The sequence below is a fragment of the Flavobacterium faecale genome (assembly GCF_048320115.1).
In the GTDB taxonomy this organism is placed as follows: domain Bacteria; phylum Bacteroidota; class Bacteroidia; order Flavobacteriales; family Flavobacteriaceae; genus Flavobacterium; species Flavobacterium faecale_A.
Window position 1 is genome coordinate 1,323,845 of sequence record NZ_CP182943.1, and the last position, 15,291, is coordinate 1,339,135.

Consider the following 15,291-nt stretch of genomic DNA (forward strand, 5'->3'; position numbering starts at 1 on the left):
TGATGTAACAATCGATTTTTGGGATTTTTTTTTTAAGATTATTTATTTATCATACTGATAGTTAATAATTTAAAATGATGTACAAATAAATTAATAATTATTTTACCTTTTAATATAATTTAAAAGTATTTACTTATTAATTTTGCTGAAAATATATAAAATTCTTATGAAAAAGACTTTTTTAGCCATCATTACATTAATTGTAGTTGGGAGTACAAATGCACAAATTAAAGACAAAGGAACCGTTGAAATCACACCTAAAATAGGGTCTTCAACCTATTTTGAATCTAATGAAAATTATGATACCGATTATAATGCAGGGATCGAAATTGGAGCAACTGTAGATTATTACTTCAACGATAGATGGAGTCTACGTTCTGGTTTAATCACTAACAAAATGGGAGGAATATATAGAGATTTCTCTACTAGAGTTGAAAATAAATTATATTATTTAAATATTCCAATTAACGCTAACTGGCATTTTGGAAGCACTCGAAAATGGAATTTAAATTTCGGTTTAACAACTTCATTTTTGACAAAAGGACTATATATAGAAAATGGGCAAACATACCAGTTACATAACAATGATATTCAGTCTGCTCAATTAGGTTTTACGTATGGTATTGGATATAAAATTGAAATAAACAAAAAATTTGGGATATTACTTGATGCGCAATTTTTTGATGGTTTAACCAATATAAACAAATCAGCTGAAAATCGAATAACAAATCACGGCTTTAGTTTTAATCTGGGAGGAGTTATACAATTGTAATTTTCAAAAATTAATTTTGAAACCGCTTCAACATTCTTTGAATGCTGAAGCGGTTTTTTGTAATACAAAACCACTTTACTTGATACCTATATTGACAGAATAACTAAAATTGGTATTTTGTAATTGTACTTTTCTGGAATTACCATAGTTTATACATGGTGGATTTATTTTATGAATACTAAACCTTTAAAGTATTCTTAAGTCTTATCTAGAATAAATCTTAATTACTTACTTTTGCGCACTCAAAAAAGTAGGAATTCAAACAAAAAAAGAAGCTGGTAATGACAAAAAAGAAAAAAACTAGTAATTTAATGCGCATCATCCACCGTTATTTAGGCTTTTTCTTGGCCGGAATCATGGCCGTTTATGCAATAAGTGGTATTATTTTAATCTTTAGAGAAACATCGTTTTTAAAACAGGAAAAGAAAATTGTAAAAACGATTGCTCCTAATCTAAGTGGAGAGGATTTAGGAAAGGAATTGCATATTCGAAAATTCAAAGTAGAACGCGAAGAGGCAGACGTTGTTTTCTTTAAAGAAGGAACCTACAATAAAAAAACCGGAGCAGCCGATTATACAACAAAGAGTCAACCTTTATTGATAGAAAAAATGAATCATTTGCATAAAGCAAAAGCAGGTGAACCGCTATACTTTTTAAATATATTTTTTGGTACGTCCTTGCTTTTCTTTGTAATTTCAACCTTTTGGATGTTTTTACCCAAAACAACTATTTTCAAAAAAGGAATGTACTTTACTGCAGCTGGAGTTTTGCTGACAATTGTAATGTTGTTTTTGTAAAGTTATAGTAACTACAAAATTCAAAAAAACCATCGTAAACGATGGTTTTTTTATGCTTAAATACAGCCATTGTATAACTCAAATAACATTCATCAAATCACCATCGTGAGCTGAATTCGCTTTCTATCCTCATCCACCTCGGTTACTTTTACGGTAACATGTTGATGTAACTTCACTACTTCGTTTACATCGCTTACAAAGCCTGCTTTGAGCTGAGAGATGTGAACCAAACCACTTTCTTTAATGCCTAAATCAACAAAACAACCAAAATTGGTAATGTTATTGACAATTCCGTTCAGTATCATACCTGTTTTTAAGTCTTTGATGGTTTTTACATTAGGATCAAATTCAAATACTTTGGCTTCTTTTCTGGGATCTAATCCTGGTTTTTCAAGCTCTTTGATAATGTCTTTAAGGGTTAATAAACCAATTTCTGGCGTACTATAATTTTCAGGTTTTATTAAAGCTGTTTTCTCTCTGTTACCAATTAAATCATCCACTTTTAATTTCAAATCTTTGGCCATTTTCTCCACAATCGAATAGGCTTCAGGATGCACAGCCGAATTGTCCAAGGGATTCTTCCCTTCTTTAATTCGGATAAAAGCTGCCCCTTGTTGAAAGGCTTTTTCACCTAAACGAGGTACTTTTTTCAATTGTTTTCTGTCTTCAAAAGGTCCATTTTCAGATCGATACGTCACAATGTTTTCGGCCAGCTTCTCTCCTATTCCACTCACATAACTCAACAAATGTTTACTGGCGGTATTAATATTAATTCCCACTGAATTCACACAACGAATGACGGTAGAATCTAACTCTTCTTTCAATTTATTTTGGTCCACATCATGTTGGTATTGCCCCACTCCAATCGCCTTTGGGTCAATTTTTACCAATTCTGCCAAAGGATCCGAAAGTCTTCTACCAATGGAAACCGAACCTCTAACCGTTACATCATAATTTGGAAATTCCTCACGAGCAATTTTGGAAGCTGAATATACTGAAGCCCCTGCTTCTGAAACAATAAAAACCTGTACAGGCCTGTCAAAGGCAATTTTTTTAATAAAAAATTCAGTTTCTCTTGAAGCGGTTCCGTTTCCAATAGAAATAGCATCAATGTTATAAGCATTGACCATCGATTTGATTTTTTTCATTGCCATAGCCGTTTCATTCTGTGGCGCATGTGGATAGATGGTTTCATTATAAAGTAAATCACCTTTTTCATCTAAACAAACTACTTTACAACCGCTTCTAAACCCAGGATCAATGGCTAAAATACGTTTTTCACCCAATGGCGGAGCCAACAATAATTGACTTAAATTTGAGGCAAAAACCTGAATCGAATTGGTATCGGCCTTGGCCTTGGCTTCCTGTAAGGTTTCATTCGAAATAGCAGGCTGTAACAGGCGTTTGTAACTGTCTTCAATCGCTAATTGAACATGAGGTGTTGTGGCATTTTGACCTTTTAATACCAATTCATCAATGATATCATAAGCCTCGTCTAAATCTACTTCAACTTTAAACTTGATAAAACCTTCTTTTTCTGCACGTAACATCGCTAATAATCGGTGCGCTGGTGCTTTGGAAATTGGTTCTGACCAATCAAAATATTGGTTGAATTTTTGTGCAGCTTCCTCCTCTTTTTTTGATTTAACCACCTTGGTTGTTATCGTTGCTTTGCGTTCGTACAAACGACGCAATTGTTTACGAACAAATAAATTTTCGTTAATCCATTCAGCAATAATATCTCTGGCACCCTGTAAAGCTTCCTCTTCATTATTAACATTTTCATTCAAATATTTCGTAGCTATAAAATCAACATCATCATTGTTTTGCGCCATGATAATTTTGGCCAAAGGTTCCAATCCTTTTTCGCGAGCCAGATCAGCTTTCGTTTTTTTCTTCTTTTTGTAAGGCAAATAAAAATCTTCTAGCTCTTGAAGGTCAAAACTTTGCTGAATTTTTTTGGCTAATTCAGGTGTCAATGCTGCTTGTTCTTCAATAGATTTAAGAATGGCTTCTTTTCGTTTTACAATTTCATCGTACTGCTTACTTAACTTGGCAATTTGTTCAATTTGCATTTCGTCTAGATTTCCGGTAACGTCTTTACGGTATCTGGAAATAAAGGGAATGGTACAATCTTCGTTTAATAATTGAACTGTTTTTTGAATGTTGATAGCAGCTGTGGCTACTTTTTTGGAAATGAAATCTATATTGGTCATGAGTGTTTTTTTCGAATAGCTAAAATAATATCTTTGAAACTTAATTTGAGTTAAATGACTGTTTTATTCTACTATATTTTAATTGTCAATATAATTGCTTTTGTATTAATAGGCTACGATAAATTTCTAGCAAAAAACAAAAAAAAGCAAATTCCTGAGAAAACGCTTTTAAGTTTTGTGTTCTTTGGAGGTACATTAAGTTCGGCAATAGCAATGGTAATTTTTAGACACAAAACCTCCAAAAAAAATTATTTGTGGAAATTTTGGAGCATTATGATACTTCAAATACTTCTATTGTACTTCCTATATCAATGTGGTTTTATTTCAAAAATTATAGGATAAAATCTAAATAATTAGATTTATTAATTACTTCAAAACTGGCTTCAGGGTACGCTTTTGCAAATGCAGTAGGAATCTTTACTTTCTTGTTTTCATTCCATTTAAACTCAAAACCTGTTAGCGCTTCTCCCTTTTCTTCTAGCCAATCTAGTTCTTGCTGGTCATAAGTACGCCAAAAATAATTATTGGTTGGAATCCTGTGATATTGTTGTTTTTTTAAACGTTCCACAGCCAAATAATTTTCCCATAAATCGCCCACATCATTTCGAAAATCCAATCGATTAAAATTATTAATAATCCCATTTCGAATGCCGTTATCATAAAAATACCAGCGACTCGACTTTACAATTTCCTTTCTCAGATTACGACTAAAACCTTCGACTTTAAAAATAATAAAGACTTTGGACAATAAATCAAGATAATTGGCTACAGTGTTTTTGGAAATTTGTAATTGGTTGCCTAATTCCTGTAATGAAACTTCCTTTCCTACTTGAAAAGCAATCAATCGCAAGAGATTATAAATCTTATCGGCTTGCTTAATACCTTCAAAAACCAAAATGTCTTTGAGTAAATAGGAATTGATTATTTCAAATAAATATTCTTTTTTCTCTTCCCAATTGGGATACTGAATCAATTCTGGATAACCTCCAAAAAGCATACGCTCTTCCAAATTTTCGATAGTTTGTTTGTAATTTTCTTGAGTTGAAAATTCCATTTGTGCCAATGGATAAAGGAAAATAGTGTTTTTACGACCCACTAATGGTTCTCCCAAATTATTATTCAAATCAAAAACAGAGGAACCCGTAGCTATAATTTTGATTCCATCTATAGAATCTACAATCAATTTTAAAATCAAACCTATTTCAGGAATCGTTTGTGCTTCATCAATAACTAATAAATTTATGTTGTTTAACAACCGTTTATAATTAGCAACCGAACGTTCTTGTAATAAATTAGCATCCTGAATGTCTTCACCATTCAATTGTAAATAACTTTCGGCTGGAATAGTTTCAAGATAATTTTTTATCAATTCTGTTTTACCCACACGGCGTGCACCCAGTAAAATCAATACTTTATTAGGTAAAACTTTCTTTTCAAAATGATTAAAAACGGCTCTTTTTAAATAATTATTCATTACATAAGAATTAAAACACACATCAAATATAACTTAAAAAATACAAATTCCGTCAGTAAACTGACGGAATTAATGTAAATTCAGTCAGTTGATAGACTGAATTAATGTAAATTCAGTCAATATAAAACTAAAAAAACCGCAAACACACTTTCTAAAATTAGTGTATTTGCGGTTCAATATTTTTATAAAACCTAACTATTTAGTAGTTTTATGACATCAATATTCCAACTATTGAAATAAGTAATTATAATAGATATAATCATCCTTAAAAAACTTAGTAACTCAACGACTTAGAATCTTAAAAAAATAAATCTACTTATTTACAAGAGATTTTATCAACTCTATTTTGATGTCTTCCACCTTCAAATTCTGTATTTAAAAAAGTATCAACAATTTCTATAGCTTGTTGTACAGAAGTGTAACGTGCAGGGATACATAGTACATTAGCATCATTATGTGAACGAGTCAAATAAGCTATTTCTTTAATCCAGCATAAACCTGCTCTTACTTTTGGATGTTTGTTAGCAGTCATGGCAATTCCGTTACCACTTCCACAAATTACAATTCCATAATCAGCTTTTCCTTCTGCTACATCTAATGCAACGGGATGCCCAAAATCTGGATAATCAACACTAGCTTCAGAATCTGTTCCGTAATTTGTAACTTCATATCCTTTGCTTTTAAGCATTTTTACAATAGCCATTTTATACTCTGGACCTGCGTGATCGTTCCCTATTGAAATTTTCATTCTATATTATATTAAGTTGTAACTGCAAATTTACCAAAAGATTATTTATTATAACTAGAATCATAAGCATGTTTGCAAAATATTAATACAATTGGTCTAGTTATAAACTTTATAAACTCCTTATTTTAAAGTATTTAGTGGTTATAAACAATTATTAATAATTTATAAAATACTGAAAATCAATAAATAATACTCAGTATTTTAATAAAAAAAAATCATTGTTAATAGAAAATCTTAATTGCTTGATTTTCAGTTAACCTTAAGTTAACATTAAATGTTAATAAGTCAGGAAAGAAAATTAGAACTATTTTTTGGTTGTATTCATAAAAAATGTAATCAAAAATAGGAATTTAAAAACCTAAAAAAGTTTGCTTAATTTTTAGAAAAGTTATCAATACTCATTCGAACTTTATCAACATATTTTTTAAAAATACTTATTTACAATTTCAATTCGTTTTCAATTATTAACCGTTGTTAATTAAATTTAAAAAAATCTTAAAAATGAATACTTTAAGTATAAAACAACTTGTTAATAACTGTTGATAACAAGCAATAACTAATATTCAAAGCAGAAACAAATAAAATTATTGGCACTATTAACAAGCTATAATAACAATAAATAAATTATTTAAATTTAAATTTTCTTTTTGTTGTATTTAATATATGTTGACAACTTTGAAAAATTTAAACGATTCTCAAATTGTTTTCGTATTTCATTTCTTGAAGAATACTTTTGATATTTTCAAAATCGTTAGGATGCACTTTCAATTTGATTCCGCCTAAAGCCGTGGAATACATTGGGGCAAAGGATGACATAATTTCGTTTTCAAAAAAATATTGAAAACCCTCGATATTCAAACGATGTTTGATAATTTCGATTTGATAGGTGTAGTCAAAAATCGCAATGGTTACAAATGTTTCCATATTCTTTAGTATTTGATTATAAAGATAAGTGAAATTTATAGCTGTTGAAAATGGCAGGATTACGTTATTATTTATTTAAAACTTTCTAGAATCGACTTCTAACTGTTAACTATTTTGTAATTTCGAACTTTAAGAAATCAATTATGGGAAAAAGATTAAGAAAACCGATTAAGAAACAACTGGATTTCTCTGATAAAATTATAAAAATACTCTCCAACAGTGCCAATAAAGAATTCAATTATAAGCAAATAGCTGCCAAATTAGAATTAGACGACACTCAAAGTCGCAACCAAATCATCAAAGATTTGAAGTTATTAACGGCTAGTAAGAAAATTGTTGAAACCGAACCTGGTAAATATTTAATAAAAACCGAAAGCAAAGAATATTATCAAGGTAAAATTGATATGACGAGTCGTAGAACGGCTTATTTTATTTGTGAAGATTTTGAAGAAGATATTTTCATTCCTACCAATAATTTGAATCATGCTTTAGATAAGGATATTGTAAAAGTTTATATCTACAACCGTAGAAGAGGTAAACGTCCTGAAGGAGAAGTTATTGAAATTATTGAAAGAGCTAAAACCGACTTTGTAGGTGTGATTGATATTCAAAAAAACTTTGCTTTTGTATCGACAGCCAATCCAAAAATGTACACGGATATTTTTATTCCAAAAGACAAAATAGGAGAGGCGGAGCAAGGTGATGTGGTACTAGTTCACATTGAAGATTGGCCAAAAAGAGCTGATAGTCCTTTTGGAAAAGTAATTAAAGTTCTTGGAAAACCTGGTGAACATGATACAGAGATTCACGCAATTTTAGCTGAATATGGATTGCCAGCAGAGTTTCCTATTGAAGTAGAAACCTATGCTCAAAAAATAGATACTTCCATCACCGAAGCTGAGATTGCGAAGCGCCGTGATATGCGTGATACATTAACATTTACAATTGATCCAAGAGATGCTAAGGATTTTGATGATGCTTTGTCTTTTAAAGTTTTGGAAAATGGAAATTATGAAATTGGAATTCATATTGCAGATGTTTCGCATTATTTAGAAGAAGGGACCATCTTAGATGATGAAGCTTTTCAGCGTGCCACTTCGGTTTATTTGGTAGATAGAGTAGTGCCAATGTTGCCTGAAGTACTTTCTAATTTTGCTTGTTCGTTACGTCCGCAAGAAGAAAAATATACTTTTTCTGCTGTATTTGAAATTACCGATAAATGCCAAGTAGTGAATCAATGGTTTGGTAGAACAGTGATTTTTTCGGACCAACGATTTGCTTATGAAGAAGCACAACACATCATAGAAACCAAACAAGATACTATTCCAGAAGAAATTTCAATTACTGGAAGTTCTTATCAAGTTCCTGCTGAAATTGTCTCAGCGACGCTTAAATTAGATGAATTAGCTAAAATTTTCAGAAGAAAGAGAATGAATGATGGTGCTATTTCTTTTGATAAAGTAGAAGTCAAATTCAATTTGGATGCAGATGGAGAACCAGAAGGAGTTTATTTTAAAATTTCAAAAGATGCCAATCATTTGATTGAAGAATTTATGCTATTAGCCAATAGGAGAGTAGCTGAGTATATTGGTAAACAGAAAAAAACTTTCGTTTATCGAATTCACGATGAACCAAACGAGGATAAATTGATTGCGATGCAAACGGTGATTTCTAAATTTGGTTACAAATTAGACTTCCGTAATCCTGGTGATATTTCTAAGTCATTGAATCAATTAATGGCAGATGTTAGTGGTAAAAAAGAACAGAATTTAATAGATACTTTGGCGATTCGTTCGATGAGCAAAGCCAAGTATTCAACAGATAATATTGGTCACTACGGATTGGCATTTGATTATTATTCGCATTTTACTTCACCTATCCGACGTTATCCTGATGTAATGGTACATCGGCTATTACAGTATTATTTAGACGGTGGAAAATCTGTTGATGAGGAAACCTTTGAAAACAAATGTTTGCATTGTTCCACAATGGAAGGATTGGCTACCAATGCCGAAAGAGATTCTATTAAATACATGCAAGTGAAATACATGCAAGATCATCAGGATCAAGAGTTTTTGGGTGTTATTTCAGGTGTAACAGAATGGGGTATTTATGTTGAAATCATAGAAAATAAATGCGAAGGTATGGTGCGTATCAGAGACCTTAAAGACGATTACTATACTTTTGATGAGAAACAATATGCTATGGTTGGCGCTACTTCGGAACGGTTATTGCAATTAGGTGACGAAATCTACGTTACTGTTAAAAATGCCGATTTGGTTAAAAAACAATTGGATTTTAACTTTATTAGAAGAAGTGAAAAATAATAAAAAAATTAAAGGTCAAAATGAAAAAATTATGGATGATTGCTTTAGTGATGATTTCTCAAATCACTTTAGCACAGGTTACTAAAAATCTTGGTGATTTTAGTACAGTGAGTGTTTTTGATAAACTCAGTGTAAAATTAATTCCAGGTTCTGAGAATAAAATTGTCATAAATGGGGCAAGAGCTTCGGAGGTGGAAACTGTAAATAATAATGGAGAATTGAAATTAAGAATGCCTTTTCCTAAATTATTATCTGGTGAGGATATTAGCATTCAATTGTATTTTAGAAATATTGATGGAATAAATGCTAGTGAAGGTTCGATTGTAACCAGTGACGCAGTTTTTAAAGGTACTATTATTAACATCAGCGCTAAAGAAGGAGCCAAAATTCAAGCTGATATTGAGGCAGAAAAGGTTAATGTGAAAGCTTTTACAGGGGGTATTATTGAATTATCAGGTAAAGCAAATAATCAAGATGTGAATTTAACTTCAGGTGGAAGTCTGGATGCTTTGGATTTGCATACTTCTCAAACCACTATTACTGTTTTTGCGGGTGGAATAGCAGAAATATATGCTACAACCTTAGTGGATGCCAAAGTAAGAGCAGGAGGGACTATTTACATTCATGGAAAGCCTAAACAAATAAATAAAGCTACTGTACTAGGAGGAAAAATTGAGGAAAAAAATTAAATTGCAGGTTTTATTGTAAATTAACTTTAGATTTTGATGATAAATGATATTCTAGCTGGAATTCCTTGGGGTATTTTTTTAAGTTTTATGATTGGCCCCGTTTTTTTTATTTTACTAGAAACTAGTATTATAAAAGGATTTAGAGCGGCGCTAGTATTTGATTTGGGTGTTGTTTTTGCTGACGGTATTTTTATTTCAATTGCTTATCTAGGTAGTTATAGGATGATCAAAAGTTTAGAAGACAAGCCGTCTTTGTTTATTTTTGGTGGTATAATAATGGTAGCTTATGGAATCATTTCTTTTTTAAGTTTGCGTAAAGAAAAGAAAATCAATACTAAAGCAATAGATAATGAAATCATTCGAAAAAATTATGTCAGTTTGTTTTTTAAAGGCTTATTTTTAAATATAATCAACATAGGAGTTTTGGGATTTTGGTTAGCGATTATTATATCCATCGGACCTACTTTAGAAATGCAAACCTCCCGAATGATGACTTTTTTTATTACTGTAATTGTTACTTATTTAGTTATTGATTGCTTGAAAATAGTGCTAGCCAAACAATTAAAGTCCAAAATGACACCTACCAATATTCTTAAAATAAAACAAGGTATAAGTGTTGTTTTAATGATTTTTGGAGTAGTATTGATGTCACAAGGATTGTTCCCCAATGAAAAAGAAATGGTTAAGAAAGCCTTCCAGAAAATAGAACATAAAAACTAAAATGAAACGTCCTTTAATAGGGCGTTTTTTTATGTAATCATTTGTATTATAGTGTAGATGATTTTTTTATTGGATAGATTTAAATAATCTATAGCGAGTCTCATTGATTATTTTGTGAATCTTTTGATTAAGTAGTTCAAATTAGTGAATAAAAAAAACTCTAAATTACTTTAGAGGTTCTTGAGGCATCGTCCGTCCCGACGCTTCGGGAGAACCGTATTAGGAGCTTTTGTTATCTTTAAAAAAAAGACATAAAAAAAACCTCTAAATTGCTTTAGAGGTTCTTGAGGCATCGTCCGGATTCGAACCGGAGTAGGAGCTTTTGCAGAGCCCAGCCTAGCCGCTCGGCCACGACGCCATACATTAACGGAAGGCAAAAGTACTTAAAAAGTTTAAAGTTTAAAAACTTTAGTGGTTATAATTTTAAAAAATATAGATTTTTAATCTTACAATAAGGTTAAATTACTTCCTATATTCCTTTAATTGAATAGTAACTGATTCAACATCACCACCTATAGGAGGATTTAATTTTGAAACTCCAATGATGACTTTGGATACTTGTGGAATTTCTTTAAATATCCTGAAAATGATTCTTTGGGCCACATGCTCTAATAATTGGGAACGAATAGCCATTTCTTCAACTACAATTTTGTTCAACAAAACATAATCTACCGTATCTTTTAATTCATCAGAAAGACAAGAGGCAGTCAAATTTGTTTTAATTTCTAGATCTACACTGTAGTCTGAACCTATTTTAGACTCTTCTACCAAGCAGCCGTGGAAGGAGAAAGTTCTAATATTTTTTAATTTAATGATGCCCATAGATTTTTTTGAAGTTAAAAGTACAAAGGTTTAAGTTAGCTGTGACAAACTTTAAACTTTAAACCATTTTAAACTAGCTTTTTTTATCTTTGCAAAAATAAAAGAAAATAATGGCTACCGAAGAGAAATCCCTTAATTTTATAGAACAAATCATTGAAGAAAGTTTAGCAAATGGTTTTCCACAAGATCAGTTGCGTTTTCGTTTTCCACCAGAACCAAACGGATATCTACATATAGGTCATGCCAAGTCTATTTGTCTTAATTTTGGTTTAGGACTAAAATACAATGCTCCCGTAAATTTACGTTTTGATGATACCAATCCCGCTAAAGAAGAGCAGGAGTATGTTGATGCTATTAAAGAAGATTTGCAGTGGCTAGGCTTCCAATGGGCCGAAGAACGGTATGCCTCTGATTACTTTCAACAATTGTATGATTGGGCTGTGATGATGATTAAAAAGGGGAAAGCTTATGTAGATAGTCAATCTTCAGAAGAAATGGCTGCTCAAAAAGGTACTCCTACTCAGCCAGGTGTTGACGGTCCGTATAGAAATCGTTCTATTGAGGAAAATTTAGCTTTATTTGAAGGAATGAAAAATGGTGATTTTCCAGAAGGAAGTCATGTTTTACGTGCCAAAATAGATATGGCATCTACCAATATGTTGATGCGTGATCCCTTAATTTATAGAGTTTTGCATCGTCATCACCATCGTACGGGTAACGATTGGAAAATCTATCCAATGTATGATTTTGCTCATGGTGAAAGTGATTATATAGAACAAGTTTCACATTCTATTTGTACTTTAGAATTTGTGATGCATAGAGAATTATACGATTGGTTTTTAGACCAAATCTATGATGAAACTAAGGTTAGACCACATCAATACGAATTTGCTCGTCTGAATCTGAATTATACAGTAATGAGTAAAAGAAAGTTATTGCAATTGGTTCAAGAAAATATTGTTACTGGTTGGGATGATCCTCGTATGCCTACTATTTCAGGATTTAGAAGAAGAGGTTATACGCCAAATTCTATTCGTAAATTTTGTGAAAGTATAGGGGTTGCCAAACGCGAAAATATCATCGATTTTTCTTTATTAGAGTTCTGTTTGCGTGATGATTTGAACAAAACTGCTGCTCGTGTGATGGCTGTTTTAGATCCAATTAAAGTAGTTATTACTAATTATCCAGAAGGGAAAGAAGAACTTTTAGATGCTGAAAATAATCAGGAAGATGAAACTGCAGGTTTTAGAAAAGTTCCTTTTTCAAGAGAGATTTATATAGAAAAGGAGGACTTTTTAGAAGTAGCTCCACCTAAATTTTTCAGGTTAAGTTTAGGAAATGAAGTTCGTTTAAAAAATGGGTATATCATAAAAGGAGAGTCTGTTGTAAAAGATGCGCAAGGAAATATTACCGAAATTCACGTAACTTATGATGAAGATAGTCGTAGCGGTAGCGGGACTGAAGCTTCTCAACGTAAGGTTGCTGGAACTTTGCATTGGGTTTCTATCAAACATGCTATTCCAGCTGAAGTTCGATTGTATGACCGTTTGTTTATAGATGAAGCGCCTGATAGCCATAAAGAGAAGAACTTTCTTGATTTTATAAACACTAATTCGTTGAATATTACTAAAGCGTATTTAGAACCTAGTTTAGCTACGGCTCAAGTGGGAGATAAATTTCAGTTCCAACGTTTGGGTTATTTTGCTGTAGATAAGGATTCTACTGCTTCAAATTTAGTGTTTAATAAAACGGTAGGTTTGAAAGATGCTTGGGAAGAAAAAGGAAAAAAAGAGATCAATAGTATTAATAACTCTTTAAAGGAAATCAACAAATATTTTAAAGTTGCAACCAAGCCAGAACGTTTAGCAATTGAAACGGCAATAGGGGAGACCTTATCAGGGATTTCAAATTATAGTTTATTGCAAAATTCATTTGCTAAAAACATCAATAATAATAAAGCTTCGTTGTTGTTTTCTAATTTAATTTTGAAATATGCCAATTTAAAACCATCTGATTTTGATAAAGAAGTGCTTTCTAAATTGTATGTGATGTCCTTACGAAGTGAATCTACTTTTGTTAGATGTAAAGCACTATTAAATTTAAGAGATTTAGAAAATCATTCGGAATTGATTTCTATTATTAAGGATGATATTTTAAAATTAAAATCCAATCCTCCTAAAAGTTCAACTGAAAGAGAGTTGGAAATTATAGAACAGGTAATGAATAAATTTTAGTTATTAAAAGCACTTTTCGAAGTGCTTTTTTTTATTATATATTTTAATTATTGTTATTATAAAAGTTATAGTTTTTAAATATTAATTTTGGCTTTTATATATTGATTTTAAAGGATTATTTTAAGAAGTTAATATGAATTTACATTGTTAAATAAAAACGTTGTTCTAATGTTTTTATTTAAGCTTTTGTAGCTTTTTAATTTATTTTTAACTGGAATGTAAGATTAAAATCAATTCTATTAAATATTTTTGTTTTTGAACTTTTTTTGAAAGGTTTATTGAAAGTAAAAGAGTTGGAATGGTATTCTTAAATTCTAAAATTTGAAAAAGTTCTTCAATTTTTACTTGAGCTATAATTTTTTACTAGTGCAAAATATTATTTTACTTATGAAGTAAGTACAAGATTGCATATTTGAAATACAAAACGACCTCAAATTACAAATAAATTAGACCGAATATTATTGTTATGTCTAAAAATGATTTTGAAAAAGTTAAGTTACTTCAGGAGAATGTAGTAATTAGGATTTGATCAAATTGTTAGTTTTTTACTTTTGTTGGTATTAAACGAGGTGGTTCTTCTTTATTTGTTGATGAGTACAGGATCCATAGAATCAAAAATCAATTTGCAAAATTAAGATATCCTTTTGTAGTTTTTAAAGACAAAAAATGGATGTTAATTGGAAGCAATTGGTAATAATTATTAGTTAATAGATACTTTTATTGAGATAACACTAATAATTGTGCTTAGTGTTATTTTTTTTTAATAGAAAAATATTACTTGCTAATTCGTAGCTATTTCCCTCAAAATTAGTTATCTTTATGGTGAATCTTAAAATTTATATACTATGTCAAACAATACAGGAAACACATTATTAGCACTTTTAACAGGAGCTGCTATTGGAGCTGGGGTAGGAATCTTATTTGCTCCAGACAAGGGATCAAAAACAAGAAGTAAGATTAAAGAAGGTTACAATGATGCTCAAAAAGACCTTAAGAAAAAATATGAAGAACTTTCTGAAGAAGTAAAAAATAAATTTACTACTGCTAAAATTGATTTAGAAGGAAGTTATGAAGATTTGCTTTCCAATATGAGTTATAAAACAGAAGATGTTATTTCTTTTCTTGAAATTAAATTAGCAGAATTAAAAAGTAAAAATGCTAAACTTCAAAAGTAATTAGTCTTTTCATATTATAATTGAAAATTAAAAATTGAAACATGGCTTTTGAAGAACTAAAAGAAAACGCAGAACATATTCAGGAAGAAGTAAAATCATATTTTGAAAATAGTTTGGCTTATTATAAGTTGAAAATTTTCAAATTAATAATGAAATCTAGTGTCACAATTTTAAAAATTATGCTAATTGTGGTTTCATTCATCTTAGTTTTATTATTTGGTTCTTTTGCTTTAGCTTTCGCATTGAGTAATTATTTTGAGAGTTATGCATTGGGATTTTTAGCAGTGATGGTTTTGTATGTATTTATAACCGTCTTTTTGTTTTTGTTTAGAAGAAAATTAATTGAAGGACCAATTTTAAAGAAATTTTCGTTCCTTTTTTTTAATAATTAAT

The 15,291-nt window shown here is 30.6% G+C and carries 14 protein-coding genes and 1 tRNA gene; 9 read left to right on the forward strand and 6 right to left on the reverse strand.

Features of this window, described 5'->3' with window-relative positions; translation table 11 throughout:
- Positions 1-166 precede the first annotated feature (166 nt).
- Complete coding sequence (locus ACNH59_RS05605; protein WP_418264448.1) at positions 167-772, forward strand: porin family protein; 606 nt, start codon at positions 167-169, stop codon at positions 770-772.
- Between the two features lie 281 nt (positions 773-1,053).
- Positions 1,054-1,569, forward strand: a complete 516-nt coding sequence (locus ACNH59_RS05610) for a hypothetical protein (RefSeq protein ID WP_418264449.1) — start codon at positions 1,054-1,056, stop codon at positions 1,567-1,569.
- Between the two features lie 92 nt (positions 1,570-1,661).
- Here ACNH59_RS05610 and ACNH59_RS05615 read toward each other — a convergent pair whose 3' ends face one another.
- Positions 1,662-3,785, reverse strand: a complete 2,124-nt coding sequence (locus ACNH59_RS05615; protein ID WP_418264450.1) for a Tex family protein — start codon at positions 3,783-3,785, stop codon at positions 1,662-1,664.
- A gap of 54 nt (positions 3,786-3,839) precedes the next feature.
- Between ACNH59_RS05615 and ACNH59_RS05620 the strand changes: the two genes are divergently transcribed.
- Positions 3,840-4,127 (forward strand): DUF1294 domain-containing protein, encoded by a 288-nt coding sequence (locus tag ACNH59_RS05620; RefSeq protein ID WP_418264451.1) that lies wholly within the window; start codon positions 3,840-3,842, stop codon positions 4,125-4,127.
- On the opposite strand, the gene ACNH59_RS05625 is transcribed toward ACNH59_RS05620, so the two are convergent.
- From ACNH59_RS05625 to ACNH59_RS05635, 3 genes are all read right to left on the reverse strand, one after another.
- The gene (locus ACNH59_RS05625) at positions 4,117-5,259 is read right to left on the reverse strand and encodes an ATP-binding protein (RefSeq protein WP_418264452.1); all 1,143 of its coding nucleotides are present in this window, start codon (positions 5,257-5,259) and stop codon (positions 4,117-4,119) included. The genes ACNH59_RS05620 and ACNH59_RS05625 overlap by 11 nt on opposite strands.
- A 316-nt stretch (positions 5,260-5,575) precedes the next feature.
- The gene (gene rpiB, locus ACNH59_RS05630) at positions 5,576-6,007 is read right to left on the reverse strand and encodes a ribose 5-phosphate isomerase B (RefSeq protein WP_418264453.1); all 432 of its coding nucleotides are present in this window, start codon (positions 6,005-6,007) and stop codon (positions 5,576-5,578) included.
- 684 nt (positions 6,008-6,691) lie between these two features.
- A complete protein-coding gene (locus tag ACNH59_RS05635; RefSeq protein WP_418264454.1) occupies positions 6,692-6,931 on the reverse strand; it encodes a DUF2007 domain-containing protein in 240 nt (79 codons plus the stop codon).
- A 143-nt stretch (positions 6,932-7,074) separates the two neighbouring features.
- On the opposite strand from ACNH59_RS05635, the gene rnr reads away from it, so the two are divergent.
- From rnr to ACNH59_RS05650, 3 genes are read left to right on the forward strand one after another with little or no spacing between them, the layout of a single operon-like run.
- Entirely contained in the window at positions 7,075-9,258 is a 2,184-nt protein-coding gene (rnr, locus tag ACNH59_RS05640) for a ribonuclease R (RefSeq protein ID WP_418264455.1), read from the forward strand.
- A 20-nt stretch (positions 9,259-9,278) separates the two neighbouring features.
- Positions 9,279-9,947: a head GIN domain-containing protein gene (locus ACNH59_RS05645; RefSeq protein WP_418264456.1), complete on the forward strand. Its 669-nt coding sequence runs from the start codon at positions 9,279-9,281 to the stop codon at positions 9,945-9,947.
- A 36-nt stretch (positions 9,948-9,983) separates the two neighbouring features.
- Positions 9,984-10,667, forward strand: coding sequence for a LysE family translocator (locus ACNH59_RS05650; RefSeq protein WP_418264457.1), 684 nt, complete (start codon positions 9,984-9,986; stop codon positions 10,665-10,667).
- 287 nt (positions 10,668-10,954) lie between these two features.
- Here the strand turns inward: ACNH59_RS05650 and ACNH59_RS05655 are convergent.
- Both ACNH59_RS05655 and folB read right to left on the reverse strand, forming a co-directional pair.
- Positions 10,955-11,025 (reverse strand) — tRNA-Cys (locus ACNH59_RS05655).
- Between the two features lie 104 nt (positions 11,026-11,129).
- Complete coding sequence (gene folB / locus ACNH59_RS05660; protein WP_418264458.1) at positions 11,130-11,489, reverse strand: dihydroneopterin aldolase; 360 nt, start codon at positions 11,487-11,489, stop codon at positions 11,130-11,132.
- A 110-nt stretch (positions 11,490-11,599) separates the two neighbouring features.
- On the opposite strand from folB, the gene ACNH59_RS05665 reads away from it, so the two are divergent.
- The 3 genes from ACNH59_RS05665 (at position 11,600) to ACNH59_RS05675 (ending at position 15,290) form a co-directional block, all read left to right on the forward strand.
- Complete coding sequence (locus tag ACNH59_RS05665) at positions 11,600-13,723, forward strand: glutamine--tRNA ligase/YqeY domain fusion protein (RefSeq protein WP_418264459.1); 2,124 nt, start codon at positions 11,600-11,602, stop codon at positions 13,721-13,723.
- A gap of 845 nt (positions 13,724-14,568) precedes the next feature.
- The gene (locus ACNH59_RS05670) at positions 14,569-14,898 is read left to right on the forward strand and encodes a YtxH domain-containing protein (protein WP_418264460.1); all 330 of its coding nucleotides are present in this window, start codon (positions 14,569-14,571) and stop codon (positions 14,896-14,898) included.
- A 41-nt stretch (positions 14,899-14,939) separates the two neighbouring features.
- On the forward strand, positions 14,940-15,290 hold the full coding sequence (locus ACNH59_RS05675; protein ID WP_418264461.1) for a competence protein: 351 nt from the start codon (positions 14,940-14,942) through the stop codon (positions 15,288-15,290).
- Position 15,291 lies beyond the last annotated feature (1 nt).